Source organism: Pirellulales bacterium (assembly GCA_035533075.1).
GTDB lineage: Bacteria > Planctomycetota > Planctomycetia > Pirellulales > JAICIG01 > DASSFG01.
The window spans coordinates 36,078-62,978 of the sequence record DATLUO010000021.1; the positions used below are offsets into that span (position 1 = coordinate 36,078).

Genomic DNA, 26,901 nt, shown 5'->3' on the forward strand with positions numbered 1-26,901 from the left:
GACGATGGCACTGTTCGACGGCAAAAAGGGATTGATCATCGGGGTGGCGAACGACAACTCGATTGCCTGGGCCATCGCCCAGTTCGTGATGGCCGAAGGGGCGGAGTGCGGCTTTACGCATTTGCCCGACCGGGCGGACGACGAACGGCAGCGCAACCGGCGTCGCGTGGCCCAGCTCACCGACAAATATCCGCGGGCGAAGTTTCTGCTGCCGATGGACGTAAACAAGGATGACGACATTCAAGCCGTGATGCGCCAGTCGGCCGAGACATTCGGCAAGCTCGACTTTTTGGTGCATTCGGTCGCCTACGCCCCCTTGGAAGACCTCAAGGTTGATACGGTGCAGACCAGCCGCGAGGGCTTCAAGACCGCGATGGAGATCAGCGTCTACAGCTTGATTGCCGTGACGAATGCCGCCCGGCCGCTGCTGGCGCCGCAGGCGAGCATTGTCACGATGACGTACTTCGGCGGCGAAAAGGCGGTGCCGGGCTACAACGTCATGGGCATCTGCAAGTCGGCCCTCGATTGCACGGTCAAGTATCTCGCTTACGATCTGGGGCCCAGCGGCGTGCGGGTGAACGCGGTCAGCGCGGGGCCGGTGCGGACCTTGGCCGGGCGCGCGGCGGGCGTCGACGATATGCTCGTTCTCTATGAAGGCATGGCGCCATTGGGCCGCAACATCACGCACGAGGAGGTCGGCCGCACGGCCGCCTTCTTGTTGTCGCCCATGTCCGACGGCATCACGGGCGAAATCCTGCACGTCGATGCCGGCTATAACATCATGGGGTCGCCCGGACGGTTGCTCGATCGCTTCAAGAAACCGTAGCCCGCTTGCTCCGCAAGCGGACCGCCGCTTCACGTACTCAACGTCGCATGTCGCTGGAACGAACGCACATAGCCGTGGCGGTGATCGAGCGGCACGGCTCGTTTCTGGTCGGCCGGCGACCCGACGGCGTGCCGTTGGCGGGGTTATGGGAGTTTCCCGGCGGCAAAGTCGAGCCAAACGAGACCGCCCGCCAGGCTGCCGCACGCGAGGCGTTGGAAGAGACGGGTATGGCGGTCGAAGTCGGGCCGGAATATCCGCTGGTGAACTACGACTATTCGCACGATCGCGTGTTGCTGCACTTTTTTGCCTGCACGCCGCTGGAGCCGTGTTCGGCACCGCGGCCGCCTTTTGAGTGGGTGCCTGCTGCGAAGCTGGCCGCTTTGCAATTTCCCCCGGCCAATGCCACGCTGATCGAGCGGCTGGCGGGGAAAGGGGCAGAGATGAGAGACGCCACCGGCTAGACGTAAAGCTTCGCCGAACCCGTTCCCATTTTCACACTAACCCGAAGTGCAAGCGAGGTTTTGTCGTCTTTTTCACGTTCCTCGCTGGCGCTTCGGGTTGGTGTACGGCACCTGCGTACCGGGTTAGGCGAAGCTTTACGATTAGACCGCGCGTGTAGGGAGTACTTTCCCGCCGGCTTCGACGCCTTCCCGTGCCGGCACGAGCTGTTCGACGATGCCGGCCAGGAAACGGGCCAGGCGGTCAGAGGCAACGAGTGCGTCACCCTTGAGCTTGAGCATGTCTTTGACGCTCGATGGGCGGCGGACCAGCGCCGCCGCAACGGCCCCCAGGCGAGAAGCCGTCGACGTCTGCCGCGCCAGAGTCTCCACGTCGGCGGGAAGCTCGTCGTCGATGGCGTCGCTGATTACCCGGATGCAAAGAAAACGGGTCTTCGCCTGCCGGCAAACCTCCGCCACCGCCCACGACTCCATATCGACGGCCAACGCAGCGTGTTTGCGGCCCAGCGACTCCTTGTCGGCGGGCCGGCCCACGATCGTATCGCTGGCCACGCACGCCCCAACGTGCAGGCCCTTGCTGCCGGCGATCGTTTCAGGCGAGACCTTCAAGTCGATCGCCAAACGGCGGCCGTCGGTGCCGATCACGGCGTCAGCCAGCAGAATGTCTCCCCGCTCGACGCGGCGATCGAGGGCACCGGCAAACCCGGCCGAGACGACCCATGCGGGACGGTGCCCGGCGATCAAGGCCTGCGTGCCTCGCGCCGCCGCGGACTGGCCTACGCCCGCCTCGACGATCACCACCGAGCGGTTGCGGAGCCGGCCTTCACGCAGCGTCAGACCCGCGGCCCGCGTGGTGACGACGCCTTCCAGCATGTCTTCCAGCCCGCCGGACTCGATGCCCAAGGCAAATACGAAACCGACGTCGCAGGGTGGACTGGTTCGACCGACCGCCGGCCCGCTCTGCCCCTCTTGCACGGCGTGGACGGCCTGCGAGGCGGCCTGGCGGACCTGCTGTTGAAGCCAAGAGCGAACGAAAGCTTGCCAGACCACGCACGGCCTCATCGGTTTCTGCTGTGGTGCCGCCGCTGCACACTGCGCGGTCCGCGGCCGGCCTGGCGCGTGGGCTGATAGCCGTAGCGAACCGCGAACCACTCGGCAAACCGCTCGCGGTCGATCTGCCGCGAGTTGCGATTGTCGAGCAAGTGCCCCAACTCGTGAATCAAAATGTTGTTGAGGTAGAAGTCCTTGATGCTCTGCTCGTCCCAGATCAGGTTCCAGGCATCGGGGCCTTCTTGCACCCAACGGCCGCCGTACATCCGTGCCTCATTGGCCTGGTTCGGTTTGGGCGGTTGATGGTACCGCTCCACAAGATCGGTCTCGATGGGATACAAATAAATGGCCGCGCCCCACTGCATGCCGTAACAAGGAAACCCCTGCTTCTTGCGCGTCATGCGGCTGAACTGCACCACCTCCAGCGTGCGCGTGAACGTGCGCGGCAACGCCGCGAAGCGCGCGCGGATCTCGTCGGGCGTGACGACGTGGCGGTAGCCCGCGCCGGGCGACTGCACCACAATGCGATAGGATCTGCCGTCTTCGCGAGGTTCGTGCCAGTCTTCCGGCGGCACGAACGGCAGACGTTCGTTGGCCTGACCACCGCGCGCGCGATTGCTCAACGGCGCCGCCCAGGTCACCGACCGAGTGCAACGCACCGGCTTGGTGATGCGCGAGATACGTCCACCTGCATTCAGCAACCGCTTGCGACTCATGGGAACTCCTCGAAAAGACCATCGACGGTGACTCCGCCGACGTTCGGCTTTGCCGGAGAACTCCGACCGTTCCATCCTAGAAAGCCGCGAACCTGGAAAACAAGTGAACACTGCAAGTGCATGTCACTAAAAGGGTTGCGGAAACGCACGCGACAGCGATCGAAAGGCCGCCGCCCGGCCGCTGGCGCAAATCCTGCCCGGCGGACGAGTTGCGGCGCGACCGTGCGTCATGCCTCGAAAAAGCGAACGGCGACGGGATTCCGGGGGGGCGTGGATTCGAACTCGACTTTGGCACCGATTGGGCGGTAGCAGCAACAGGTCTTAGCGAGACAATCGTCTCGAATAGAAGTTGCACAAGTGCTTTCTGTGTAAGCCTTTGTGGAACTAAACGAAGGTCACCGTCTCAAAGTGTAGCTTGACGTTCGCGTTCCGCGTGGACGGGCTGGACGAGATCGTGCATCGGGTGCTTGGCTGGGTCGGGCCGCGCCAAGGTCGTGCGCCCCAACGAGCTGCGCGAACTGGTGGTCGAGCATCTGCGGCAGGCGATAACCTTAAATGGGGGTTCATCCCTCACCATGCCATCACGTCTGATCGCCATCGGCGACATCCACGGTTGCAGCGCCGCCTTGCGCGCCTTGCTCGATGCGATCGACCCACGCTCGGACGACACGATTGTCACCCTGGGCGATTACGTCGATCGCGGCCTCGATTCCCAGGGCGTGCTCGACGAGCTGATTGCCTTGGCCGACCGCTGCCGGCTGGTGCCGATTCTCGGCAACCACGACGAGATGATGTTGCACGCGCGTGACGGCAAGGGCGACCTGCGGTTCTGGCTCGAATGCGGCGGCCAAACGGCCCTCGATTCCCACGGCGAAGGCGCCGGATTGAACGCTGTGCCGCGTGAACACTTTCGCTTTCTCCAATCCTGTCTGCCGTTCTTCGAGAGCGACATTCACTTCTTCGTTCACGCCAACTACCGCTCCGACCTCCCGCTCGATCGGCAAGACGACGAGATCCTCCGCTGGCTTTCGTTGCGTGACCACGTGCCCGGCCCGCACCTCTCCGGCAAGACGGCCATCGTCGGCCACACGCCGCAAAAAGAGGTCTTGAACCTCGGCCACCTGATCTGCCTGGACACCGATTGCTCTCACGGCGGCTGGCTCACCGCGCTCGATGTGGGCAGCGGCCAAACATGGCAGGCCGACGAAGCCGGGCGCCTGCGCTGCTCGCACAATGGAAATTCAGCAGTGCTTTAGAACTCGCAACAAAACGACACGAACCTGAATCGCAAGTATTGATGTTGCGCTATTGCTGCCGCGGAGCGGCAACGGAGTTTAGCCGTGGGTGCCAACCCACGGAAAGACGGGACCTATGCCCGAAAGCCGCGGAGCGGCGGCGGAGGTTTGGACGCGATGCTCCGTTCTCACGCGCCAGATTCCGCCGGAAGAGGCGGGCGTCTTTCCGGAAAACGCCGGCCATGTCGCCGGCACTCGTGGCATGGTAAAATGTGCTGAGATTGACGCATCGGCAGCGATTGGCGGAGGAGACTCCGCTGCACGACACGACAGGGGATTCGACATGCTGAACTCGATTGAAGGTGTTTTTCGCGACGGAAGTGTCGAATTGCTCGAACCAGTGCCCCCGAACGCCGGCGGCCGCGTGATCGTCGCTCTCCTGTCGCCGACCGGTGTGGATCTTCGCCAGCGGGGAATCAATGAGGACCAGGCCGCCGATCTCCGGCGCAGACTGGCTCCTTTTGCTGAGGATTGGGACCGTCCGTAAATGGATGTCTATGATGCCCTTTAACCGCGGCGACGTTGTGCAACCGAAAATCGCCAGCCGGCCGGCGTCCCTGCTGCGCGTGCGCGAACCCGATCGCCCCTTGGTGCGTCCGCTGGCCGGCGACGCGCGAGACGTCGTCGTTCTCATCGCTGACAAGAGTTGGCCGTAATGGGAGGATGGCGTTCCCAGGCCGTTCAGTAGAGGGTTCAGGGGGGTTCAGGGTTCAGGAAGTCCAAAGGCGGCTAGACGATTCGCCGCTTCGGCTTGGCGAATGCAGTCCAAAATGGAAAATCGAGAATCCGGATCTCCTTCATGGCATTCAATCCCGCTGACCTTGATATCAACCAACTCTTCACCGCCGTCGCCTCGCGCGCCCAGCGCGAGGCCGAGCGGCAGCGACTGCGCTAATTGACGCTCGACGCCGCTGGCGGCGCGCCGCAAACCGGCGGCTGGTATTGGGTGCTACCGGAGGTAGGAACCTAGGCAGCCAGGGTTGCCGTCTGCTAAAATCGGCGCCGTCGTTCCGTAGTGATGAATGGACAGACTTCGGTTATTAGGCTCCGTTGGACGCCGGCCGACAGTTCCAGTGCTCGTCTTCGTCAACGATCCCTCAAATGACCAGGCAATTTGATCTTCCACAACGAGTCACGCCGTTTTCTACCGAAACGGATGTCATTGACTTTCACACTGGCGGCTCTTGGTCAGCCTATGATCTTGCGACTGCAATGCGTGCGATGGACGGCGTCTACGCTTCGTTTTTGCTCGCGCGGCACCTCGCGGTCACTGCGAGTGAACAATACGAGAAGGTCGCCGAGCAGCTTGACCAATACTGGCGCCGACTCGATGTGGATGGTCCACACATCGAGATGCTCCTGCACGAATGGCGACGGATTTGGCGCCATTTGGGTCCTGACGCTCTGCAGTTTATGCTTCCCTTCGGCTACCAAGCTGGAGCGACGCAAGCAGTTGAGGCCGAGCGGGCCATCAGCTTTGATCTCGATTATTATTTGTCCAATCCGGAGCAATACGTTCCGCCCTCGCATGAGTTAATGATTGACAGGATCGAGATGGCGTCGCCCGGCGGATTCAGTCTTCGCGGCATCGGCGAGCCGATCCACGAACTCCGCGAGCTCATCAAAGACCTTTGCTACCGCAACCGCCAGGAGCGCGAGCGCGGCGAACTTGAAATCATCAAACAAAAGATTGCGCTCGTGACGCGATTGAATCTGCCGACAGGTCCGAGTCAGGTCTTGGTGCTGGCTGTTTCAGAAGACATCCAGGAAATAAAGCGACTCGTCGAGACCGGCAATCTAGCGTTACCGGGTGAGGAGCCACCGCCCCCGCCGAAGCAGTCAACGACTCGTCGGCGCAAACCTCTCCGCAAACCGCGCCCTGCAGACGGTGACAGGTAGCCTTCATCCTCGGCGCGTCTCAGACAATGCCGTGCTGTGCAAGAAGTTCGAGCCGCTCGGCATCTTCAATGCCTGATTCACGACCCCAGACCGACCACAGCTTTGGGGTCGAGTTACCGCGATCATTAAAGGATTTTTGGCGGTCGTCGCCACGGTCGAGGACGTGAAACACCTTGCCGCCAGAGGCGATACTAGCAACTCTGAGCATGCCAATCACGATACCCGACGCAAGCGTGACAATAATGGCGATTATTTCCTGGTCCCTTTTCCTGGTTCGAGGAGGAGGCGAAGAACATGGCGAGGAAGCCTCAGTTATTGAACAGCTTTTTGGGAATGGCGGCGACGGTCTTTTTCGGCACGGTCTTGGAAAGGGAGTTTTGCGTGACGATGATCGAAACAATGCGCTTATGGGCGAACCGCTGCGAATGCCGCACTACTTTTCGAACTCAATTTAGGGCGGTTCGGCGACTCGATTGCCATCGTCCGGTGGACTTTTTTTGCGGCAGCATGATTGCTTGCCAAGATCTGATAGCTTTGTCATCTCTCCGGGAGGCTCGGCGAGGCTGAAATTGATCTGACGCAGATCGCGGCGCCTCGCATGTTTTGGCAGTCTACTGTACAAATCACTCTTTGGATCCCAAAAGCCAGTCCATTCACCTACTTCGACGTTGAAGTAGTAAACGTTCTGGTCAGGGTCGTCTCGATACTTCCTCAAATACTGTCGCTCGAAAACTGTAACGTCGGTCCCCTTGCGATAAAAGTGCCACGTTTGATAAAAGGGTCCCGTGAAGTTGAAGCGGCTATTCACGCCCGTGGGAGGCGGGGTCGGATTGCCACTGTTAGCAACGTAGTCCCAAACTTTCGTTGGGGTTGGATCCTCGTTGGTAAACTGCCCGTTTGAATAGAACTGACGTGGTGGCGCCGAATATGCGAGCTGCGGCGCGGCAATGACCAGCAGCAGCGCTGCGGGGGCTGATACATAAGCACGTACGATCAGGCGTTGTTCAATCATCAGTTGTATCTCCTATTAAATAACGATGCGACAGAGGCTCAAACCAATGGCGGACTATTTCAATGGACTTTGTTCGCTGTCTTTGGGCCACGGGGGAATAGGCGGCGGACCCTGAAGACCATGCGGCGGCTGCTTCTCGACAGGAGCAACTTCCTTGACGTGCGAATGCGTCATAACATAGCCGGCAATCCCCAGTGCCGAGACTCCCGCGAGAACAAACATGGTAGCCATTTGGCTCGTGATGACGCTAGCCGGCCCAAAGATTGTCCAGAGGCTCACGGTCGTTCTACCCGTCGCTTTGACGTGCAGTGCCATGAAACCAATCACCACACAGTAAAGCCCAACGAGCACAAGAAGGAAGGCAAAGAGAAGCGTTCCCGCCCCCATCATCTTGATCGTGTCAACACCGGGCACGAAAAGCCCTATGCCAATAATGACGAACGGCAGCGTCGCAAGAAGAAGCACGATAACGAGGGCCGCGATGACACCGAAAGGCATTGTATTCTGCTTCGATGGAGCGGCGATTTCGGTGGCCTGTTCCATGGATTTCCGCGCACAAAACCGATACGTCTCGACCAATTGGGGGGATTTTAGTCCCACGCCGCCCATGACGCAAGTGCCCCGTCCACGCAGCTTTCTAATCGGCCGCTTGCGTCACGAGCGGTGCCCGTACCGGCGACGATTGCGGCGATTGATCTCCTCGGCGGTCGAGTAAGCGTCGACCATGCCCCAGACCCACAAGGCCAGCGTGCCGCCGACGAACAGCAACACAAACGCGATCAACGGTCCGTTGTAGATTTGACCCAGGCCGGGATAAAAGAAGGCCAGCAAAACCGCGATGCCCGACGATTTCTCGTTCGGAACGTAAGGCAGTTGCGGCGGCGCCGGCGGCGATTGGACGAAAACCACCCGCGGCACTTCCTGCGCGACGGGATGCAAGGCGTACGCAGTGGGAACGGGCGAAGCGGCAACGGCGGCGGTCGGTGCCGTTGCGCCGTGCGGCGACCCGCCCCATTGGCTGCCGCAGAACGGGCAGATCGTGCGTCCCAAGAACGCCGCGGGCACCTGCACCTGGTTGCCGCAGTTCGGGCACGGAGCCGACGGCGCACCTTGCGCCGCGGCCGGCGCGGAGGCGTGCCGAGGTGCCGCCGCCGCGGCCGGCGGGGTGCGAACGGCGGGCTCGGTCAGGGCGGCGGGCCCGGGCGGTAGGGCATTGGGTGCCGCAAATAAGCCGGGAACGCTCGCGGCATCGCACCAGGCCCCGTCGCGTCCCTGGCGCACGCGGTCGTCCGGCCTGATCTTGCGGTGCCGGGCCAATTCGCGAAGCTGGTCGGTCGTGAATGGTCCGCGAACTTCGCGGCCACGGCGGACAAACCTCTCAGGTGAAAGAGGCGAACCGGCCGGCATAATGGCGCAAACTCCGTGGCAGTGATGCGTTTCTGCCAACAATACGCCTCGCGAGGGACAGCCGTGGGTCAGTGGCCACGGATGAAACACGGATGAAACACGGATTTACGTTATCCGTGTTTCATCCGTGAAAACCAGTGGCTGGGGTGATTTTAGGGAATCCGCAACGACCGGCAGGTCTCCTCGTAGGTCGCCTCCAGTTCCAAGGGGACCATGAGATCCGGAGAAAGCCAAACGGGTAGGCTTGGCAGTGCGCTGCCGACGGCGAGGTTGTGTTCCCAGGACTCCAGCCGCCAGCGTAGGCCGTTGCGACGGCCGCGGCAGGTTGCCGCGTAGATCACGCTCCGCGACACGGCCGTCCGAGGGGCGCCGAGTTCATCCAACAATTCGCCGTAAAGGTTGGCGGCGCGACTGGTGGGCTTCCCACTTGAGAACCGTCGAGTTCGTGTGGAAGTGATCGCGTAGCGGCATGGGACCCTCCGTTTGGAAGTTTTGTAGATGAGCTGGCTAGAAACGGCCATGCCAGGAATTCTTCGACCGCCGGTGGGACGATACGAAAAAATGATTATCTGGACGCTTGACACCTATAATGCTATTGTGTACATTTAACAACGTATCGTTGATAACGAGTTCTTTTTTGCGAAGGAGATTGCCGTGACGAACAAACTGCCCGCCCAGAGGACCGCCGAAGAGGCCCTGACGCCGACCATCTCGCAACGGTTGGAACAGCTTGCCAAAGAAGCCAACGAAGCGCATGCGAACGTGGGCTCCGCCTTCAAAAACGGCCTGGTCTGCGCCAATCAGGCCGGACACGCGCTGCTGGAAGCGAACCGCATTTGCCGCCCGCTCGGCCAGTGGCTCACCTGGCTGGCCGCGAACTTCAAGGCCTCGCGCTGGACCGCCCGGCGCTATATGGACTTCGCCGCCGAGTGCGACCGCCTGGGCGGAATGCATGGTGCAACGTTGCACCATATAACCCCCCAGGAGGCAGGCATCATGTTGAAAAGGCTGCTGGTGCTGCCCAGCGGCAAGAAGAAGGCGGCGGACCAAGGTCAAAAGGCCCTGCCGGGTGCTGCGCCGGTTGGAGCGGCGGCGTCCGGCCAGCCCGCCGTGAACACGGCAGCGCTCGAATTGCGGTCGCGACCGTGGCAGGATGCGGCTGGCGGTCCGTTGCCGCGATTGGTCGAACTGTTCGAGGACCTGTTGGCCGGCCTGGAAGTGGTCGTGCAGGGCGGTGATTGCCATGACGGCCCCTTCGCCGAAATGCTGCTGATGGATCTGAAAACGCCTTACGCCGATCTGGTGGAATACCTCAAGGACCGCGAGCAGCTTCAGCGAGCTTCGTAAAAAGGGCCCTGTTAAGTCGCCTTTCGCTCCGCGAAAGGCAAACGTGTAAGGCGGGGCCAGTCCCGGCGCGCCGGGACTGGTTTCGCCCTGATGCGAGTTTTGTTCCGCGACTGGGGCCTGAGCACGTTGACCCACGCGGGCCGGCGCGATATGGTCGATTCTGGCGGCAGCGGGGTTCCCACCTTACGAGGACCAGCCTTTGCACCGGCCCGTTCTACTCTGTGTTGCCGTCGTCGCGATAGCAATTTGCCTGGCGGCTTGCGGCCTCGCGGCGGAAATTGAGTCGTTCGAGACACTGGCCGAGCAGTATGCCGGCAGCACGCGGCCGATCTTGGTCGCCTATTGCACCGATTGCCATTCGACCGCCGACCATGAGGGCGAACTCGACCTGGAACGTTTCACCGCACTGGCCGATGTGCGACGGGCGGCACGCGTCTGGCAGAAAGTCGCCGAAATGCTGGCGGGCGGCGAAATGCCGCCCAAAAGCGCCGAGCAGCCGTCGCCCGACGAACGGAAGCAACTTCGGGCATGGGTCGAGCGTTATCTCGACGCCGAAGCCCAGGCCAGTGCCGGCGATCCGGGGCCCGTCGTCTTGCGGCGGTTGAACAATGCCCAATACACCTACACCCTTCGCGATCTGACCGGGGCGGATTTGCAGGTTGCCCGTGAGTTTCCGGCCGACGGCGCCGCGGGCGAAGGGTTTACCAACGCGGGCGCGGCCTTGGCCATGTCGCCCGCGCTGGTGACCAAGTATCTCGATGCCGGCAAGGAGATTGCGTCGCACGCGGTGCTGCTGCCCGACGGCATGCGGTTTTCCGCCGGCACGACCCGGCGGGACTGGTCGGACGAGATCATCGCGGAAATCAAAAAGTTCTACGGGCGATTCGCCGACGGCGAGGGACGGATTCCCCTCGAAAGGTATCTGGCCGCGACGCTCGACGAACGCGAGGCACTGACGAACGGGGGAAAAACGATCGAGGGCGTAGCCACCGAGCGAGGACTGAACTCGCGGTATTTGGGTTCGCTCTGGAGTGTGCTGAACGGGGGTGACGCAGGCGGGACGCCTACGCTACGAGGGGAGGCGGGCGGGACGCCCGCACCACACGGTCGATCGTTGCTGCTCGATGTGTTGCGGGCGCATTGGCGAACCGCGAAGACGGGCGATGCGGGGGCGCTGGCCGCGGAAGTGGCGGGCTGGCAGAACGTGTTGTCGCGGTTTCAGAAGGTAGGGCATATCAAGCCCTGGATCGTGCCGGTCGATCCGCTTACCAGCCGCCACGAGATCCGCCTCAAGCTGCCCGAGCCGGCGGATGCCAAGGAAGTGACCGTCTATCTGGCGGCGGGCGATGCCGGCGACGGAAACACCGGCGACGTGGTCGTGTGGCAGGCGCCGCGTTTGGTTGCGCCGGGTCGGGCGGATCTGTTGCTGCGCGACGTCCGCGGTGTGACGCGCGATCTGGTCGCCCGCCGCGAAAAGCTCTTTGCTTCGACCGCCCGTTGCTTGCGGGCCGCGGCCGAGGCCAGCGGCCGCGAGAAGGTCGATGGCGCTGAACTCGCGGAGAAGCACGGCGTCGATGTGGTGTCGCTCTCCGCGTGGCTCGACTATCTGGGCATCGGCTCCGACACCGCCATTCGTCTCGATCATTTCAAGTCGAAACTGGAGCGTTCGGGCAACTACGACTTCATCCAGGGTTGGGGTACCGGCGAAACACCCCTGCTGGTGGCCAATTCGTCGGACCAGCACGTGCGCATCCCCGGAAACATGAACCCGCACGCGGTGGCGGTCCATCCCTCGCCGTCGTTGAACGTGGCCGTGGGGTGGCAAAGCCCCATCGCCGCTCAACTGCGAGTTGAAGGCAAGGTGACGCACGCACATCCTGAGTGCGGCAACGGCGTGACGTGGTCGCTCCAGTGGCGGCGCGGCGGCACGCGACAGCAATTGGCCACGGGCATCGCTCAAGGGAGCAAACCGGTCTCCGTCGGACCCGTCGATAACTTCCCCGTCGAGAAGGGCGACTTGATCTCGCTGGTTATCGGTCCACGCGATGGTAATCATGCCTGCGATCTGACCGATGTCGAGCTGGTGATTCAAGTCGTGGGGCGGGCTTCGAGCCCGTCGCCGGATGTGGGGCCGCTTGAGAGAGACGGCCTGGGAAGGCCGCCCCACGAGTGGCGTCTGACGCGCGATGTCAGCGGCGACGTGCTGGCGGGCAATCCGCACGGCGACAGCCTGGGCAACTTGAACATCTGGCATTTCTATACCGAGCCGGTCAAAGCAGGCGAGACAGGGCCGGTGATTCCCGCCGGCAGCGTGCTGGCACGCTGGCAATCCGCCGGCTCGCCTGACGAAAAACTGAAGCTGGCGGACGAAGTGCAAACGTTGCTCGTCCATGGTCCGCCGGCCGACACGAACCACGCTGACGCCCTGCTTTATCGGCAGCTTGCGTCGCTGAGTGGACCCCTTTTCACGGCCGCGAGGTCGCAGACAGGCGGGACGCCGGCGAGACAAGAGGCAGCAGGCGGGACGCCCGTGCCACAAGATGACTGGGGAATCGATCCGGCGCGGTTTGGCCGGCATCCGGATGGCTCCGCGGTCGATGCCGCGAGTCTCTGCGTGCAGGCGCCGTCGGTCGTGGTCGTGCGTCTGCCGGCAGATTTGGTTGCCGGCTGCGAGCTGGTGACCACCGGCGTGCTGCACCCTGCCGCGGCCGATGGGAGCGCGCAGTTGGCGGTGCTCACTTCCCCGCCTGACCGCCTCGACATGCTGCGGGGCGATGGCCCGGTGTTGGTCAACGACGGTTCTCCGGCGGCCGAGCGTTTCAAAGCCGCGTTCGACGATTTCCGCCGCTTGTTCCCCGCCGCGCTGTGCTACAGCCGCGTCGTGCCGGTCGACGAAGTCATCACGCTGGCGCAGTTCCATCGCGAAGACGGGCCGCTCGTGCGGCTGATGCTCGACGAAGCCCAGCGTGCCCGGCTCGACCGACTATGGGAAGATCTGCACTTCGTCAGCCAGGACGCGCTGACGATCGTCGACTCCTTCGCTCAGCTTCTGGAGTACGCCACGCAAGACAGCGACCCGCGGCTGATCGAGCCGCTGCGCAAGCCGATTTACGACGCCGCGGCCGAGTTCCGCGAACTGCTCGTGGCCGGCGAACCGCGGCAGCTCGACGCGCTGGTCGATTTCGCGGCGCTGGCCTTTCGCCGGCCGCTTGCGCCCGGCGAGGCCGAGGAGCTGCGGGCGTTGTATCAGCGCCTTCGCCGGCAGGAGTTGCCGCACGACGAGGCGTTTCGGCTCACGCTGGCGCGGGTCTTCGTGGCGCCGGCGTTTCTCTATCGGCTGGAAGAGGCGCCGCCGGGCACGCAGTCCGCCCCGGTGTCGGACTGCGAGTTGGCCAGCCGGCTGAGCTATTTCCTTTGGTCGTCCATCGGCGACGCGGAGCTGCGCGAGGTGGCCGCGGCCGGACGGTTGACGGATGCCGACGTGCTCGCCGGGCAGGCCCGCCGCATGCTGCGCGACGAGCGCGTGCGGCGGCTGGCCACGGAGTTCGCCTGCCAATGGCTGCACATTTACGACTTCGACGCGCTCGACGAAAAGAGCGAGCGGCACTTTCCCGCCTTCGCCGCGCTGCGGGGCGACATGTATCAAGAGGCGGTCCGCTTCTTCACCGACCTGTTCCAGCGCGACGGCCCGGTTCTGGAAATCTGGGACGCCGATCACGTGTTCGTCAACGCCTCGCTGGCCAGGCATTACGGCATCGCCGGCGTGGAAGGCGATTGGCGGCGGGTGGATGGCGCGCGGCAGTATGGCCGGGGAGGCATTCTGGGCTTCGCCGCCACGTTGGCCAAGCAGTCGGGCGCCTCGCGGACCAGCCCGGTTCTGCGCGGCAATTGGATCAGCGAGGCACTGCTCGGCGAACGCCTCCCTCGGCCGCCCAAAGACGTGCCCCGCTTGCCCGAAGACGAGACGGCGACCGAGGGCTTGACGGTGCGGCAGCTTGTCGAAAAACACACCAGCGACGCCCGATGTTCGAGCTGCCACGCCCGGATCGACCCGCTGGGCTTCGCACTGGAAGGATTCGACGCCATCGGCGGCCGCCGCGAACACGACCTTTCGAGCCGGCCGATCGACACGCACGCCAAGCTGCTGGACGGGGCTCAATTCGAGGGGATCGACGGGCTGCGCCAGTACCTGCTGACGGCGCGGCGCGAGGCGATCGTACGGCAATTCTGTCGAAAGCTGCTAGGATATGCGTTGGGCCGCGGCGTGCAGCTTTCCGACATGCCACTGCTCAAGGATATCGAACGCAACTTGCAGGAAAACGATTATCGCTTTTCCTCGGCCATCGAGACGATTGTTCGCAGCCGCCAATTTCGCGAGATCCGCGGTCGCGACCGGCAAGTTGAGGAGGCGCTATGATCGGAAGCTGCTGTAGAAGTAAAAACGGTGGCTGGGGCAGAGCCTGGCCGAGCGAGACGTTGAATGCGCGCACGCTTTGCGGCCAGGCGATGCCCCGGTGGTGCCCGCCGGGGCATCGCTTGGCCGCATCGTTGTTTCGGGCTTCGACATCGAACTGGCCAAGCTCTGCCCCAGCCACCGCCCCCCTGAACCCTGAACCCTGAACCCTGAACCCTGAACTCTCTCATGACCCATCACTTTTCGCGTCGTATCTTCCTGCGAGGCGTCGGCGTCTCGATGGCCCTGCCCTGGATGGAATCGCTTTCGGTATGGGGCGACGAGCCGGCCGCGCCGGTCGCCAACAGCGGCGGCAGCGATGCGCCCGTGCGGTTGGCGGTGCTGTTCTCCGGCAACGGTTTTCACAGCCGTGAGTGGTGGGCCAAAGGCGCGGGCCGCGACATGGAGTTGGGCCAGGTGCTGGCGCCGCTGGCTGACTTCCGCGAGAAGATGCTCTTTATCCGCGGCCTTTACAACGCGGAGGCCCTCAAGGGAAATATCCACAGTTCGCAGACCGGCAATCTGCTGTCGGGCGCGCCGCTGGCCTCCGGCGGCGAGATCCGGTCGGGCACCAGCCTCGACCAGGTGATCGCCCAGCGCGCCGGGCACTCGACCAAAGTACCCAGCCTCGTGCTCGGCTGCGAGAAGTCGAACCCCTCGGTCCACAAGAACTACTCGATGCTCTACAGCTCGCACATTTCGTGGAGCTCTCCCACCACGCCCACGCCGCTGGAGCTTTATCCGGCGCTGGCCTTCGACCGGCTGTTCAAAGACGAAGTGCAAAAAGGCGACGAGAGCGTGCTCGACGCGGTGCTGGCCGACGCCCGTGACTTCCGCCGCCGCGTGAGCGCGGCCGACCAGCGGAAGCTGGACGAATATCTCGATTCGGTGCGGGAGGTGGAGCAGCGCATCGAGCAGGCCGGAAAGCAGGGCGAATTGCAAGGCTGGCGGCCGACGTTGGCCGGGCCGAACATGCCGCGGCCCGCCGACGGCATTCCGCAGAACATCGCCGACCACATGCGGTTGATGTGCGACATTCTGGTGCTCGGATTCCAGACCGACACCACTCGCGTGACGACGCTCAAGCTGAACAACGACCACAGCTCGCTGCGTTTTCCGCACCTGGGCGTCGACTACATGATCCACCACTTGCTCTCGCATTCCGACACGGCCGACTGGCTGAAGGTGAACCAGTTCTTCCTGGAACAGGTCGCCTACATCGCCCGCAAGCTGGACGGCATCCAGGAGGGCGAGCGGACCGCGCTCGACAACTCGATGATTCTCTACTGCTCCAGCATGCTGACGGGCAACCACGAGGCGAACCAGTTGCCCGTGGTGCTGCTGGGCCGCGGCGGCGGCAAGATCGATGCTGGCCGAGTGCTCGACTATCTTGGCAAGCCGAACCGCAAGATGTGCAGCCTGTTCCTCTCGCTGCTCGACAAGGCGAGCGTGCATCTTGACCAGTTCGGCGACTCGAACGAGCGGCTGGCGGAGGTGTAACTAGACTGCCCAGAGCGTCGGTCTGCTAATAAAAAACTTTGCGATATACATCCGGATCCGTTTCACATTCCAGACCAAGGGGTTGCGTCAGCGTTCCAGATTTCCAGGCTCATCCGAAACGCATTCGCGCACAATCCCTTCGATCCGAAATGGGAGATTCGCGAAGCCTGGAGGGATCGCTGTTTCACAGTACGAGATGTGATTTCGCTCGACACTACCGGTCTGGATGGGCGGCGCGTCCGGCGTGAGGACTACGGCGGTCCGCTGGCCCTTTTTAAGTTGATCGAATACGCGGAGACCATTCTCGAACAGAAAGCGACCAAACACGATGGACTGGCAAGATCGAATTAGCGTTGACCCGAAAGTGCTGGTGGGCAAGCCCGTAATCAAGGGCACCAGGATCGCCGTCGAGTTCCTGATGGAGTTGCTGGCCGAAGGGTGGTCACATGAGCAAATCCTCAAGAGCTATCCGCACCTGACAGAAGAAGACATTCAGGCGGCGCTGCGCTACGCCACGGAGGCCGTGAAACTGGAACGAGTCTACCCTTTGCCTGTGTGACTCATGGCGGCGTTTCTGGCGGATGAAAACGTGCCACAGGAAGTGGTCGATGCAGCGCGACAAGCGGGCCACGATTTGAAGTGGATCAAGGAGCTGCAGCCCGGTGTTGACGACGATACGGTGCTGCGAACCTCGATGGCGGAAAACCGCGTGTTGTTGACGTTCGATAAGGACTTTGGGGAGATGGCATTTCGCCAGGGAAAGTCAGCAACGTGCGGCGTGATCCTTTTTCGTCCGCGGGTCCATTTTCCCGACTATGTTGCGCGGTTCGTGATCGCGGTGTTAGGGCAGTCCGTGAACTGGGAAGGCCACTTCGCCGTCGCCCAGGAAGGTCGGTTGCGCGTTGTTCCGCTACCTTGACCAGTTCGGCGACTCCAACGAACGGCTGGCGGAAGCATGAGCATCGGGTCGCGCAGCCTGCTTGCCGGCGATCAACCCTGCACGACCGGAAGAGTGCGCATAGCCGGCAATCGCTGTGGTAGACTAGATTCAGTATTTCGCTCGCAACCGTTGTTTCTGCCGCGTTACTTGTGCCACTTATGCTTCTTTGCACTCACTTGCGTCGACTCAGGCGGTTCTTGGTGACGGCGATCTGCGTGCTGGCGTCGGCAGGTATCGCCCTCGGCCAACCGGCCACGCGGCCGGGCAACAAGCGACCGCGCTGGTACGACCCACGGCGCTACCTTGATCGCGGCCTCGAAGCGGCCGACGACGTGCGGCGAATCGAGATCGTCGAGATGCTCGTTGCGCTGGCGCACGGTCAGCCGCCCGACGCCGGCCAGGGGTGGTTCCACGACGGGCAAAGCCGCTTCGGCTGGCAATGGCTCGCCGACCGCTACGACGAGGATCATGACGGCCAGATCGCGCCCGAAGGGTTTCCGCCGGATGCCGCAGACTTGCTGGCGAGGCTCGATCGCGATCAAAACGGCACAATCGAAGAAGACGATTTCGATTGGTCGAGTGAATCGCCCTACGTGCAGCAGATGTCGCAGACGAGGCGGTTGTTCGGGCCAATCGACCGCGACCGCAACGGTCAAATCACCAAGGACGAGTGGCGAGAGTTCTTCGAACGCGCGGCTCTCGACGGCGCTTCGATCACGCCGGCCGAGCTTCAGGCGGCGCTGTTTCCGCCCCAGCCGGCAAACTCAGACGACGGTCCGTCGCCATTCGACTTTCTGCGAGGTTTCGTGACGGGCGAATTAGGCTCCGTCTCGCAAGGGCCGGCCATCGGCGGTCGCGCCCCCGATTTCGAGTTGGCCGACCACAGGCATCAGCGGCGGGTGCGGCTGTCGGACCTTTATGAGAAGAAGCCGGTGGTGTTGATCTTCGGCAGCTTCACGTGAGGCCCCTTCCGGTCCCAGTTTGGGATCCTCGAAGACCTGCACGGCCGCTATGGCGACCAGGCCGAGTTTGTGGCCGTTTACGTTCGCGAGGCCCATCCGGTGGGCGGGGCCTGGCCCGGCAAGTTCAAAAACGAAGCGGGGGCTGCCATCCATCAACCGACGCAGCTTGCCGAGCGTGTCGACGTGGCCGCCGAGTGCTGCAAGGTGTTGGAAATCTCCATGCCGCTGTTGGTCGACGACGTCGACGACCGCGTGGGCCGGGCCTACAGCGGCATGCCCGACCGGCTCTATGTGATCGCTCGCGGCGGCCGCATCGCTTACAAGAGCGGCCGGGGGCCGTTCGGCTTCAAGCCGGGCGAGATGGAGCAGTCGCTGGTGATATTGTTGCTCGACGAAACAAGCGGCCGCGCGGAGGCCGACGTTCCGCCGGAGGCCGGAGGCAGGTAGTTGATCAAGCGACGCCGGCGGCGCGCTCGGACAAATCGGCAATATGCTTTTGGATCGCGGTAAGCAGTTGCTCGTCTTCCATGTCCCAAATCGCCTCGTTCGTCGGTGCGACCGCGAGATAAGATAGGTTGACGATCAACTGACCAAAGCGAACTTGCGGCATCATCGCGCTCAACTGCTCCAAGAGTCGCAAGATTTCCTGACGTTCCGAGGCGATCATGGTAATAGGCTCCCAATTGTCGGCAAGTATCCGACCGGCCCACCGAGGCTGCCGACAACCTCGACTCGAATGAGCGTGCCAGGCGCTAACTTGGCGATCCGAGTTGCCCGCGTCACGCCATCGTAAAGGACCAATTGTCCGTCCGAACCACGAAATACGATCGGCGGCGGCATGCCAACCATTGAATTGCCAAACCCTATGATTTGCCGCTGCAACTTGAACGCATCCGCGCCCGATGGCCGCGACGTGGGCAAATGCAATGTGCGCGGGTCAACATCGACCAACTGCGTGGGCATAGTTCAAGTATACTCCCCGCCTACCGAAACGCCATGCCGTACCCGTAACCGACCGGCGGCGGCGGCGGATAGTAATAGCCCGGATAACCCCAGGGTGGCGGCGGGCCCATCATGACGGGCGGCGGCGCCATGGCGACTCCCGCTGGCGGCGGAGCCGGTGGTTGTTGCATCGCGGCGGTCACACGTGGACTGACGTTGGCCCGCTGCAACGTGATCAGATCGCCCGTCTGCGGCGGCGCCTGAACTCCGTTGTAGCGAATGTGATTGACGATCACCTCTTCGTTGACGCCGGCCTGCGACATCGCGATCACATCGTTGATGCCGACAGCCCCCGGCGGCATCGGCCGGCCCATCGTGGCGGCGATGGCGGCCCGGTTGCGGGCTTCGATTTGATCGAGGCCGTTTCCGACCGCCGCTCCGGACACGGCGCCCACGCCCGCTCCTACGAGGGCCCCGGCGACCGGATGCCGCACGGCTTCGCCCACCAGAGCGCCCACGCCGGCGCCCGTCAGTCCGCCGAACGCGGCGCCGCGGTCGGCGTAATAGGGAGAAGTGCAGCCCGCGGTCAGCAGGGCGCCACAGGCGGCGATGAAAAACTGGGATTGTCCCAAGCAAAGCATGATCTGGTCCTGGCCCGGCGTTGGTTTTGCTCCTGACCGGCGCGGGGCGAATCATCGTACATCGGCCCGGCCCGGTCAAGAGGGGTTGGCGTTGACGACCCCGCGTCGCGTCGCGACGATGGATACTACACCACAAAGCACCAAAAATGGCTCAGAGCTTAGAAAACCTGCGAAACATCGGCATTGTCGCCCACATCGACGCCGGCAAGACCACGGTCACCGAGCGGATGCTCTACTACGCCGGCGCCACGCACCGCATGGGCGAGGTCGATAAGGGGACGACCGAGACCGACTTCGATCCCGAAGAGCAGCAGCGCGGCATCACCATCTATTCGGCCAGCGTCAGCTTTTCGTGGAAGCAGTTCGCCGTTAATTTGATCGACACGCCGGGCCACGTCGATTTTACGGCCGAGGTGGAGCGCAGCCTGCGCGTGCTCGACGGCGGAGTGGTGGTGTTCAGTGCCCGCGAAGGCGTCGAGGCCCAGAGCGAAACCGTCTGGCGGCAGGCCGACCGCTACCACGTGCCTCGCATCGCCTTCATCAACAAAATGGACCGCGAGGGGGCCGATTTCCACAGCACGCTCGATGAAATCCGCGACCGGCTGGAAGCGAACCCCGTGGCCATCCAGATTCCCGTCGGCGTCGGGCCGCCGCATATTGCGGGCGCGTTTCGCGGCATCATCGACCTGGTGACGATGAAGTTCCTCACCTTTACGCCGGAGAGCATGGGCAAAGAAGTCGTCGAGTCGGAAATCCCGGACGACCTGCTCGACGAGACAAGATTGTGGCGCGACCAGATGCTGGAGAAGCTCTATGATTACAGCAATGAGTTGATGGAGCTGGCCTTGGCCGAATCGCCCGTGCCCGACGAATTGGTGCGGCGGGTGCTGCGCGATGCGACCACGCACCGGTTGATCGTTCCGGTGCTGTGCGGCTCGGCGCTCGATCATATCGGCATTCAGCCGCTGCTCGACGCGGTCGGCCATTACCTGCCCAGCCCGCTCGACCGCCCGCCGGTGAAAGGCACCGATCCGCAAAAGCCCGGCAAAGAACTGCAGCGCAAGCCCTCCAACGACGAACCCTTCTGCGGTCTGGTGTTCAAGGTCGTGGCCGACAAACATGGCGACCTGAACTTTGTGCGAATCTATTCCGGCGTGCTGAAGGCCAACACGCGGGCCTACAATCCCGGCCAAGACAAGAAAGAAAACGTGGCCCAGCTCTGGCACGTGCAGGCCAGCCGGAAAGAACAAGTCCCGCAGGTCGAAACCGGCGACATCGTGGGGATCATCGGCCTGCGAAATTCCGTCACCGGCGACACGCTCTGCGACGCCAAGCAGCCGATTCTGTTGGAATCGATCCAGTTCCCTGAAACCGTCATGGCGATGGCCATCGAGCCGGAGACCTCCGCCGAAAGAAAAAAGCTGGCCGACACCTTGGAAATGCTCAAGCGACAGGATCCGACGTTCCGGGCCGCCACCAGCGAAGAGACCGGGCAAACCATCATCAGCGGCATGGGCGAATTGCACTTGGAGGTCATCAAGCACCGCCTGCTGCGAGACTTCAACCTGAACGTCAAAGTCAAAAAACCGCAGGTCAGCTATCGCGAGACGATCAAGCAGGCGGTCGAAGTGACCGGAGAGTGCAACCAGCATGTCGCCGGCCAACTGCTGTTTGCCCGCGTGACCATCCGCATGGAGCCGCAGCTCACGGGCGAGCGGGCGGTGAGCGTGCTGCCGGGCAAATCAGAAGGCATTCCGCCGGAGTTGTTGTCCGCCGTGCTCGACGCCTTGAATCAAGAAGCCGAAGGCGGCGGTTCGCTGGGCTATCCGCTGATGAAGGTGAGAATCACGGTGCTGGGCGGCGAGACGAGCGAGGTGGGTTCCAACGAGATCGCCTTTCGCCGGGCGGCGGCCGACGCTTTCCGCACCGGGCTGCGAGAGGCCGGCATCGTGCTCTTGGAGCCGATCATGAAGCTCGAAATCTTGACGCCCGAAGAACACTTGGGCGACATCGTGAGCGACTTGCAGCAGCGTCGGGCGGTGATTACCGAGACGTTGGTCCGCGGGCGAAACACGGTGATCGAGGCCGAGGCGCCGCTGGCCAATTTGTTTGGCTATTCCAGCGCCATCCGCAGCTTGAGCCAGGGCCGGGCGTCGTGTTCGATGGAGCCGACCGCCTACGGGCCTGCACCTGAGGACGTGCTCAAGGCGTTCACGTAGTCCGCCGCCGACCGGTCGCTCTTTGGCCGACGTCGGGCTTTTTTCCTGCAGAGGCGCTCACCGTTCTGCCGATCATAGGGCCACACGGTTCTGGGGGTGCATTCGGCAGCAGCGGGGGCTGTTCTCACATGCGCGGTTTCGATGCTTCGGCTCTCTGTGGCGTGGGCCTCGCTGGTGCTCGCTTCGGGCTGCACGTTGCCCGAAGCGTCGCGGCAGGCCACCGTCCATAACCCGTTTCCGCAGTTGCAGAGGGTCGCCGTCGCCCCCTTCTTCAATCTCAGCACCGAACCGACGGTCGATGGCCGGCAGGTGGCCCTGGCGTATTTCAGCGAGCTGCAACACGTGCCGGGCTTCGAGGTCATTCCCATCGGCGTCGTCGAGAAAACGCTGGAAGCGCAACGGATGCAGTTGAATGGCCCCGCCGAGGCCCGCAAGCTGGCACAGATTCTCGACGTCGACGCCGTGGTGGTGGGGGCCGTGACCGATTTTTCGCCCTATTACCCGCCGAGAATCGCCTTGCAAATCGAATGGTACGCGGCCAATCCTAATTTCCATCCCATTCCGCCCGGCTATGGTCTTCCCTGGGGCACGCCCCAGGAAGACGAGATTCCCGGCCCGCTGATCTTTGAGGCCGAGATGGCCCTGGCCCGCGCCCAGTTGAAGACGCAGACCCCGCGATACCTCAAACCCGCCCAGCTTGCCCCGCCCTCGGAAGACGACGGCGAGAGAAAAGAAGAGGCCGCGCCGGGTGAAGAGGATGAGCAACCCGGAGAGCTTGTGGCGCACGAACAGCCCTTGCCGCCGGCGACGGAGATCGCGGCCCAGGCCGGAAGCGGCCTGCCGCCCGATTGGCCCGACGCGAGCGGCTTTCAGCCGCCCGGCCCTTCACCCCTGCCGCGGCGGACGAAGGAATCGGTCGAGCCGGTGCTGCGGCACACGAAAACGTATAGCGGCCACGATCAGGATGTGACGGCGGCGCTGGACAGTTACGTCTATTTCCGCGACGACGCTCGGTTTGGCGGCTGGCAGGGCTATTTGCAGCGCAGCGACGATTATATCCGGTTTTGCTGTCACATGCACATCGCCGAGATGCTCACCGCCCGAGGCGGCGCGGGCCAAACGCGAGTAGTGTGGCGGTGGCCGATTCGCCGATAAGACCCCTACACGGACGAACTTTTCAGCATTCCAGCGCTCGCGGACGGAGGACACCCGCCTTGGCATCACAAGACATCAACGTATTGGCACTGGTCAAGGGCGCCGAGCGCTACGTGTTTCTCTACGACGACGCCAGCCGCGCGGAAACGCTGCGCGTGCTGGGCCGCTACGCCTCGAACCCGGAGCTGAGCTTCACCTGGTACGACGCCGCGGTGTTGAGCCAGAAGATCCGCCAGGAAGCGCCCAAGGTCGAGGCGCCGCCCGTCAACCGCCGCTTCAAGATGCCGTTGCCCACGGATTCGGATGAATAGAGGGTTCAGGGTTCAGGGACGCGCAAGCGTTCGTCATCCTGAACCCTGAACCCTGAACCCTCCCATGCAACCCGCGATTGACCGCTTCTTGCAGTACCTCACGGTCGAGCGGAACAGCTCGCCGCTGACGGTCAAGAGCTATCGCGAAGACCTGCAGGCGCTGGCCGCCTATCTGGGCGAGCGTTATCCGACCGCGCCGCCGCCGGGCGACGTGACCACGCTCGATCTGCGGGGCTATCTCTCGGCGCTGCACGAACAGCAGTATGCCAAGACCACGATTGCCCGGCGATTGGCGTCGCTGCGAAGCTTTTTCCGTTTCGGCCAACGCGAGGGATGGACCGACAGCAATCCCGCCAAGCCGCTGCGCAACCCGCGCAAGAGCCGGGCGCTGCCGCACTTTCTGTCGTCGGCCGATCTCGACCGGCTGCTGTCGACGCCGCCGGCCGACAAGCCGATGGGTCTGCGCGACCGGGCGATCCTGGAAACGCTCTATTCGGCCGGCCTGCGCGTGAGCGAGCTGGTGGGGCTGAACGACGGCGACGTGGATTTATCGCAGGGCATTGTCCGCGTGCGCGGCAAAGGCAAACGCGAGCGGCTGGCCCCCATCGGCAGCTATGCCGCCGCCGCCCTGCGCACCTGGCTGCGGGTGCGACGCGTCAGCCCGCGCGAGCCATCGGGCATCGAGACGCCGGTCTTCCTCAACAAGTCGGGCCGCCGCCTGACCACGCGCAGCGTCGGCCGGCTGCTGGAAAAGCACCTGGCGGCGGCGGCACTCGACCGCCGCACCACGCCGCACACGCTGCGGCACAGCTTCGCCACGCACTTGCTCGACGGCGGAGCCGACATCCGTAGCGTGCAAGAGCTGCTCGGCCACAAGAGCCTCGTCACCACGCAGATTTACACGCACCTCAGCACGGCGAATCTGCGGGCCATCTACGAGAAGGCCCACCCCAGGGCCAAGTGATGCGTTTCCAATCAGCGGCACCGCACCCGCCGGCAGGCTTCCGCCAAGGCACCGACCGCGGCGCCGATCTCCTCGTCGGACGCATGACCGCGCGCCAATTGCTCGAGCGCGGCCGCGTAGGACGTGAGCTGGTGAAAGCCGTGGCTTCCGGCCGATCCCTTGATTTGATGGGCGAGCGTCGTGAGGCGGTTGCGGTCGCCTGACCCGAAGCTCGCCAAGAGCGCGGCAATGCGGTCGGGCATCTCCGCCACGTAGCAGCGCACAATTTCACCAAGCATCGGATCCTCGGCCAACGGCGAATATAAGACGTCGAACTGCGCCGTGGGGGTCATTGCTGCCGTACCCTTCATTGCAAGCATCCGCGAACCGAAAGAGAGCTCCGCCACAACCCTAACACACGCTCACCGCACCGCAACTCGCCAAGGCCGATGATTCAGCGGCCCGCATAATCGGGCCAACGCGCAACCACGGCATGGTCGCCCTATTGCTCTGTCCGTCGTCCCTTCATGGATCGACCGCGACGCAGCAACGGTGGCTGGGGCAGAGCTTGGCCAGGACCGGCGCGGTTCGAGGACACGCTCTGCGGCCAAGCGATGCCCCGGCGCGTCAAACTGGGGCATCGCTTGGCATCTATCAGTCGACGACGGACAGAGCCCGATCGGTCTGGCGGCGGCAGCGGTTTGCACGGCGGTAACGATTCTGAGACGTTGTCCGGCTCGCGATCCCGCCCTCAAAACCCGTCCTTGCATGCCGGTCCAGATAGAACCGGTGCAAGTCGGGCAATCGGCAGATCGTGAAACCAGATTACCCAGTTAACGCGGGCCGCAAGGTTTGACGATTTCTGCACCATAAAGGCTAGTCGCTGTGAAGTCTCGGAGGGACCCAAGTTACATGGCGACAAAGTGAAACATCCTGTTCCTTTTTTTCGAGGACTCCCATGAAAGCGAAGATTCTGTTTGCCTTGCTGCTGGCCGCCGGCGCCGTCTCGTTGTTTGCCAACGACGCCCAGGCCGGACTGTTCAGCCGCCGTGGCGGCGGGGGTGGCTGCTGTGAGCCCACCTGTTGCGAGCCGACCTGCTGTGAGCCGAGCTGCGCAGCTCCGGCTCCCACCTGCGCCGCTGAGCCGACCTGCTGCGCCGCTCCGGCCTGCTGCGAGCCGGCCTGCTGCGAGCCGTGCTGCGGCCATCGCCGTCACCATCGCCGTCACCATCGCCGCTGCTGCCAGCCCTGCTGCGCTCCGGTCTGCTGCGAAGCCGCCCCGACCTGCGGCTGCGGCTACTAAGCGTTAAAACGTGCCCCCGTCGGCCGTCAGGGCCGTCGGTCAGCCCGTCCGAGGATGCCCCGCTTGTCACGATGGCAAGCGGGGCTTTTTATTTGGATCCGGCTGCCGGTTCATGGGCCGGTGCCCCGTTCCTGGAATCAGCGGCCGGCCGAAGCGGAAATCTTTCCGGACGGGCTGAGGCCGGCCGCTTTCCACACTCCATCCAGCTTCTCGCCGGCCAGTTTGACGATCTGGTCGCGGCGCATGCCCGGCAGCCGATGACGGCCTGGCAACGGCGTCACCGGACCATCGTAGCCCAGTTCGGCCAGCGACGTGAGAATCGCCGTAGCGTCGATAACTCCGGTTTCGCCCGGCAGCCAACGGCTATCGGCCGAATGCCGGTCGGAGGCATCGGCCGGCGCCGCATCGGAAAGTGAAACGGCCACCAACTGCGTGCGCGTCAATTGCTGGCGTGCCCCGTCGAGCGAGGCGCCGGACTGCCAGACATGCCAGACATCGAGCCACAGCCCGACGTTCGGCGCCGAGACCGTGCTCAGCAGCACGAGCAACGCATCGAGCGTGTGTATGAACTCGAAATTCTTGCCTTCACGTGAAGCGGGCACGGCATCGAATCCAACGCCCAGTTTCAGCCCGTGCGGCTCCAGCGCCCGGCCGAGGTCGCTCAACCGCCGCCCATAGAACTCGAAGTTTTCGTGGTAGGGCCGTTCGTTGCTCGCCGGAACGATGACGCCGACTGCCCGGCGTGCGCCGATCGAAGCGGCCAAGGCGGCCAAATCCGACAGTTTCGTCAGTTCGCCTTGGAACGTCGGGTCGTCGGCCTGCCACTCGATCGGCAACGCGAAGGTGCCGATCTTCAACTTGGCGCTTTCGAGCAATCGCCGCGCCTTGGGCAAGCCATAGGACGTCACCTCCTCGGCAAACTCGACGATATCGAGGTCGATGCCTCGAAATCCGAACGACAGCGCCAGCTCGATCGTTTCGCTTTGTGTTGCCGAGAGGCCCAGCGCCTTGGCATTCAGATTCTTGAACATCGATCTCCTCTCGCGGTGCGTGCTGTGTTCCGAATCAGCCATTATGCCAAAGGCGCACGGTAACTCAAAGGGCCGCTGGCCGCCTGGCCGACGAGCTGCCCCAACACGAAATCGTGAAGACGAAGATTGGCCTGCCCCAGTCGGACGTGGCGACCGGCTTGCGTCGCTTGGAAGCCCTCTACCGCGACGAAGCCACCGCGGTGCTGACGGTGCGGGCCGCGAAACGGCCGCAGAGCGTCCCGCGGCCACCGGCGCCGCAGGGGGGTGGGCTCCGCGCCCAGCCCGCCGGAAGAAGGGGTGCGCCGAGCTCCGGCGAGCGGGGAACGAAGCTAAAACACTTGTGAAGAATACGGCGTGGTTCAAAGCAGGGTAACACTTCCCGTTGGAGTTCTGCCAGCACCTCCTGCCGGAAGTACCTGCCGCTGCGTTGGTTACGTCCTGACGCGGCCCACGCAGGGCGGCGAAAGCTGTTACCCTGAGATTCCTTGATT

29 protein-coding genes and 1 pseudogene are annotated in these 26,901 nt (G+C 63.4%); 19 read left to right on the forward strand and 11 right to left on the reverse strand.

Going from position 1 to position 26,901, the window contains the following annotated elements; translation table 11 throughout:
* Positions 1-4 precede the first annotated feature (4 nt).
* Both VNH11_02070 and VNH11_02075 read left to right on the forward strand, forming a co-directional pair.
* Positions 5-826, forward strand: a complete 822-nt coding sequence (locus VNH11_02070) for an enoyl-ACP reductase (GenBank protein ID HVA45147.1) — start codon at positions 5-7, stop codon at positions 824-826.
* Positions 827-873: 47 nt separating this feature from the next.
* The gene (locus VNH11_02075; protein ID HVA45148.1) at positions 874-1,287 is read left to right on the forward strand and encodes a (deoxy)nucleoside triphosphate pyrophosphohydrolase; all 414 of its coding nucleotides are present in this window, start codon (positions 874-876) and stop codon (positions 1,285-1,287) included.
* Between the two features lie 141 nt (positions 1,288-1,428).
* On the opposite strand, the gene VNH11_02080 is transcribed toward VNH11_02075, so the two are convergent.
* Together VNH11_02080 and VNH11_02085 are read right to left on the reverse strand one after the other, a co-directional pair.
* Positions 1,429-2,334: a hypothetical protein gene (locus tag VNH11_02080; protein HVA45149.1), complete on the reverse strand. Its 906-nt coding sequence runs from the start codon at positions 2,332-2,334 to the stop codon at positions 1,429-1,431.
* 8 nt (positions 2,335-2,342) lie between these two features.
* Positions 2,343-3,050 carry a hypothetical protein gene (locus VNH11_02085; protein ID HVA45150.1) on the reverse strand — a complete coding sequence of 236 codons (708 nt, stop codon included), beginning with the start codon at positions 3,048-3,050 and terminating at the stop codon, positions 2,343-2,345.
* Positions 3,051-3,625: 575 nt separating this feature from the next.
* On the opposite strand from VNH11_02085, the gene VNH11_02090 reads away from it, so the two are divergent.
* From VNH11_02090 to VNH11_02100, 3 genes are all read left to right on the forward strand, one after another.
* On the forward strand, positions 3,626-4,306 hold the full coding sequence (locus VNH11_02090) for a metallophosphoesterase family protein (protein HVA45151.1): 681 nt from the start codon (positions 3,626-3,628) through the stop codon (positions 4,304-4,306).
* Between the two features lie 322 nt (positions 4,307-4,628).
* Positions 4,629-4,832 (forward strand): hypothetical protein, encoded by a 204-nt coding sequence (locus VNH11_02095; GenBank protein HVA45152.1) that lies wholly within the window; start codon positions 4,629-4,631, stop codon positions 4,830-4,832.
* A gap of 10 nt (positions 4,833-4,842) precedes the next feature.
* Positions 4,843-5,001 (forward strand): hypothetical protein, encoded by a 159-nt coding sequence (locus VNH11_02100; GenBank protein ID HVA45153.1) that lies wholly within the window; start codon positions 4,843-4,845, stop codon positions 4,999-5,001.
* Positions 5,002-5,048: 47 nt separating this feature from the next.
* Here VNH11_02100 and VNH11_02105 read toward each other — a convergent pair whose 3' ends face one another.
* Positions 5,049-5,273, reverse strand: a complete 225-nt coding sequence (locus VNH11_02105) for a hypothetical protein (GenBank protein HVA45154.1) — start codon at positions 5,271-5,273, stop codon at positions 5,049-5,051.
* 173 nt (positions 5,274-5,446) lie between these two features.
* Between VNH11_02105 and VNH11_02110 the strand changes: the two genes are divergently transcribed.
* Positions 5,447-6,244: a hypothetical protein gene (locus tag VNH11_02110; GenBank protein HVA45155.1), complete on the forward strand. Its 798-nt coding sequence runs from the start codon at positions 5,447-5,449 to the stop codon at positions 6,242-6,244.
* 19 nt (positions 6,245-6,263) lie between these two features.
* Here VNH11_02110 and VNH11_02115 read toward each other — a convergent pair whose 3' ends face one another.
* Positions 6,264-6,452 (reverse strand): hypothetical protein, encoded by a 189-nt coding sequence (locus VNH11_02115; GenBank protein HVA45156.1) that lies wholly within the window; start codon positions 6,450-6,452, stop codon positions 6,264-6,266.
* A 34-nt stretch (positions 6,453-6,486) separates the two neighbouring features.
* On the opposite strand from VNH11_02115, the gene VNH11_02120 reads away from it, so the two are divergent.
* Positions 6,487-6,699, forward strand: coding sequence for a hypothetical protein (locus tag VNH11_02120; GenBank protein HVA45157.1), 213 nt, complete (start codon positions 6,487-6,489; stop codon positions 6,697-6,699).
* Here the strand turns inward: VNH11_02120 and VNH11_02125 are convergent.
* From VNH11_02125 to VNH11_02135, 3 genes are all read right to left on the reverse strand, one after another.
* Positions 6,696-7,256, reverse strand: coding sequence for a hypothetical protein (locus VNH11_02125; protein ID HVA45158.1), 561 nt, complete (start codon positions 7,254-7,256; stop codon positions 6,696-6,698). The genes VNH11_02120 and VNH11_02125 overlap by 4 nt on opposite strands.
* 54 nt (positions 7,257-7,310) lie before the next feature.
* A complete protein-coding gene (locus VNH11_02130) occupies positions 7,311-7,799 on the reverse strand; it encodes a hypothetical protein (protein HVA45159.1) in 489 nt (162 codons plus the stop codon).
* A 111-nt stretch (positions 7,800-7,910) separates the two neighbouring features.
* A complete protein-coding gene (locus VNH11_02135) occupies positions 7,911-8,663 on the reverse strand; it encodes a GYF domain-containing protein (GenBank protein HVA45160.1) in 753 nt (250 codons plus the stop codon).
* A 654-nt stretch (positions 8,664-9,317) separates the two neighbouring features.
* Between VNH11_02135 and VNH11_02140 the strand changes: the two genes are divergently transcribed.
* From VNH11_02140 to VNH11_02170, 7 genes and pseudogenes are all read left to right on the forward strand, one after another.
* Entirely contained in the window at positions 9,318-10,010 is a 693-nt protein-coding gene (locus tag VNH11_02140) for a hypothetical protein (GenBank protein HVA45161.1), read from the forward strand.
* A 199-nt stretch (positions 10,011-10,209) separates the two neighbouring features.
* Positions 10,210-14,427, forward strand: a complete 4,218-nt coding sequence (locus tag VNH11_02145) for a DUF1592 domain-containing protein (GenBank protein ID HVA45162.1) — start codon at positions 10,210-10,212, stop codon at positions 14,425-14,427.
* Positions 14,428-14,652: 225 nt separating this feature from the next.
* Complete coding sequence (locus VNH11_02150; protein ID HVA45163.1) at positions 14,653-15,963, forward strand: DUF1552 domain-containing protein; 1,311 nt, start codon at positions 14,653-14,655, stop codon at positions 15,961-15,963.
* A gap of 328 nt (positions 15,964-16,291) precedes the next feature.
* Positions 16,292-16,522, forward strand: coding sequence for a DUF433 domain-containing protein (locus VNH11_02155; GenBank protein ID HVA45164.1), 231 nt, complete (start codon positions 16,292-16,294; stop codon positions 16,520-16,522).
* A 3-nt stretch (positions 16,523-16,525) separates the two neighbouring features.
* Positions 16,526-16,882 carry a DUF5615 family PIN-like protein gene (locus tag VNH11_02160; protein HVA45165.1) on the forward strand — a complete coding sequence of 119 codons (357 nt, stop codon included), beginning with the start codon at positions 16,526-16,528 and terminating at the stop codon, positions 16,880-16,882.
* A gap of 179 nt (positions 16,883-17,061) precedes the next feature.
* Positions 17,062-17,865, forward strand: coding sequence for a hypothetical protein (locus tag VNH11_02165; GenBank protein ID HVA45166.1), 804 nt, complete (start codon positions 17,062-17,064; stop codon positions 17,863-17,865).
* A 15-nt stretch (positions 17,866-17,880) separates the two neighbouring features.
* Positions 17,881-18,312, forward strand: a pseudogene (locus tag VNH11_02170) (deiodinase-like protein).
* Between the two features lie 4 nt (positions 18,313-18,316).
* Here the strand turns inward: VNH11_02170 and VNH11_02175 are convergent.
* Both VNH11_02175 and VNH11_02180 read right to left on the reverse strand, forming a co-directional pair.
* On the reverse strand, positions 18,317-18,532 hold the full coding sequence (locus tag VNH11_02175; protein HVA45167.1) for a hypothetical protein: 216 nt from the start codon (positions 18,530-18,532) through the stop codon (positions 18,317-18,319).
* Between the two features lie 316 nt (positions 18,533-18,848).
* Entirely contained in the window at positions 18,849-19,448 is a 600-nt protein-coding gene (locus VNH11_02180; protein HVA45168.1) for a glycine zipper domain-containing protein, read from the reverse strand.
* Positions 19,449-19,594: 146 nt separating this feature from the next.
* Between VNH11_02180 and fusA the strand changes: the two genes are divergently transcribed.
* The 4 genes from fusA to xerC all read left to right on the forward strand — a co-directional run bounded on the left by fusA (position 19,595) and on the right by xerC (position 24,097).
* On the forward strand, positions 19,595-21,667 hold the full coding sequence (gene fusA / locus VNH11_02185) for an elongation factor G (protein HVA45169.1): 2,073 nt from the start codon (positions 19,595-19,597) through the stop codon (positions 21,665-21,667).
* 141 nt (positions 21,668-21,808) lie between these two features.
* Positions 21,809-22,822: a hypothetical protein gene (locus tag VNH11_02190; protein ID HVA45170.1), complete on the forward strand. Its 1,014-nt coding sequence runs from the start codon at positions 21,809-21,811 to the stop codon at positions 22,820-22,822.
* A 59-nt stretch (positions 22,823-22,881) separates the two neighbouring features.
* On the forward strand, positions 22,882-23,133 hold the full coding sequence (locus VNH11_02195) for a hypothetical protein (protein ID HVA45171.1): 252 nt from the start codon (positions 22,882-22,884) through the stop codon (positions 23,131-23,133).
* 64 nt (positions 23,134-23,197) lie between these two features.
* Positions 23,198-24,097: a tyrosine recombinase XerC gene (gene xerC / locus VNH11_02200; GenBank protein HVA45172.1), complete on the forward strand. Its 900-nt coding sequence runs from the start codon at positions 23,198-23,200 to the stop codon at positions 24,095-24,097.
* A gap of 11 nt (positions 24,098-24,108) precedes the next feature.
* Here xerC and VNH11_02205 read toward each other — a convergent pair whose 3' ends face one another.
* Complete coding sequence (locus tag VNH11_02205) at positions 24,109-24,429, reverse strand: Hpt domain-containing protein (GenBank protein ID HVA45173.1); 321 nt, start codon at positions 24,427-24,429, stop codon at positions 24,109-24,111.
* A 605-nt stretch (positions 24,430-25,034) separates the two neighbouring features.
* Here VNH11_02205 and VNH11_02210 point away from each other — a divergent pair.
* Complete coding sequence (locus VNH11_02210) at positions 25,035-25,379, forward strand: hypothetical protein (protein ID HVA45174.1); 345 nt, start codon at positions 25,035-25,037, stop codon at positions 25,377-25,379.
* Positions 25,380-25,516: 137 nt separating this feature from the next.
* Here VNH11_02210 and VNH11_02215 read toward each other — a convergent pair whose 3' ends face one another.
* Positions 25,517-26,410 carry a sugar phosphate isomerase/epimerase gene (locus VNH11_02215; GenBank protein ID HVA45175.1) on the reverse strand — a complete coding sequence of 298 codons (894 nt, stop codon included), beginning with the start codon at positions 26,408-26,410 and terminating at the stop codon, positions 25,517-25,519.
* Positions 26,411-26,901 lie beyond the last annotated feature (491 nt).